The 695-nt window shown below is 34.0% G+C and carries 2 protein-coding genes; both read right to left on the bottom strand.

What is annotated here, in order from left to right; translation table 11 throughout:
• Window positions 1-219 (bottom strand): IS3 family transposase (locus N5E64_RS15755; RefSeq protein ID WP_347881242.1); only part of this gene is annotated, 219 nt, incomplete at its 3' end.
• Between the two features lie 149 nt (window positions 220-368).
• The gene (locus tag N5E64_RS15680) at window positions 369-635 is read right to left on the bottom strand and encodes a transposase (protein ID WP_038336637.1); all 267 of its coding nucleotides are present in this window, start codon (window positions 633-635) and stop codon (window positions 369-371) included.
• Window positions 636-695: the final 60 nt, after the last annotated feature.

The following is a 695-nucleotide window of genomic DNA, read 5'->3' as shown; positions in this document are numbered from 1 at the left end:
GAAATCCATACTCCACGTTACATTTGGATAAATCGGACGTAAAAGCGGCTCTTTAATCCTTGCAGGAAGTCTTTTTTTACGTTTATTACGTAGGTTAAGTTTCATCGAAGTATAAATTCGATAAACTCGTTTATGGTTCCAAGTAAATCCTAAATTTCGTAAACGATGATGCATCATCCAAAAGCCCCAAGTTTGATGCTCGTTGGATAGCGCTATCAATTGAAAACGTATTTTATCATCCTCATCTTTACGTACTTTTTGATAATAAAAAACGGATGTTCTTAAGCTAAATAGACGACAAGCCCTGCGAGAACTTAGCTGATGTTTTTCTTTTGAATACAACACCAACTCTCGTTTTTCACAAGGCGTTATAGCTTTTTTTCGATAACATCTTTTAAAACTACGTTTTCCAAAGTAAGCTCTGCTACAATTTTTTTATATTGGGACAATTGCTTCTCTAGTTCTTTTAATTGAGCTAATTGATGGGCTTCCATTCCGCCATATTTACTCTTCCATTTATAAAAAGTGGGTTGACTTATTCCATGTTCACGACAAATTTCATTGACTGTTTTGCCTTGATTTTGTTCTGATAAGATCTTGACGATCTGAACTTCTGTAAAATTGCTCTGTTTCATAATTATCCCTAAGTTAATAAACTATATTTTTAAACGGTCCGGTTTTTAGGGAAGATTACA

It is taken from the genome of Empedobacter sp. GD03739, assembly GCF_029843245.1.
GTDB lineage: Bacteria > Bacteroidota > Bacteroidia > Flavobacteriales > Weeksellaceae > Empedobacter > Empedobacter falsenii_B.
Note: the sequence above shows the minus strand (reverse complement) of the source record. Positions and strands in the feature narration are given on the sequence as shown.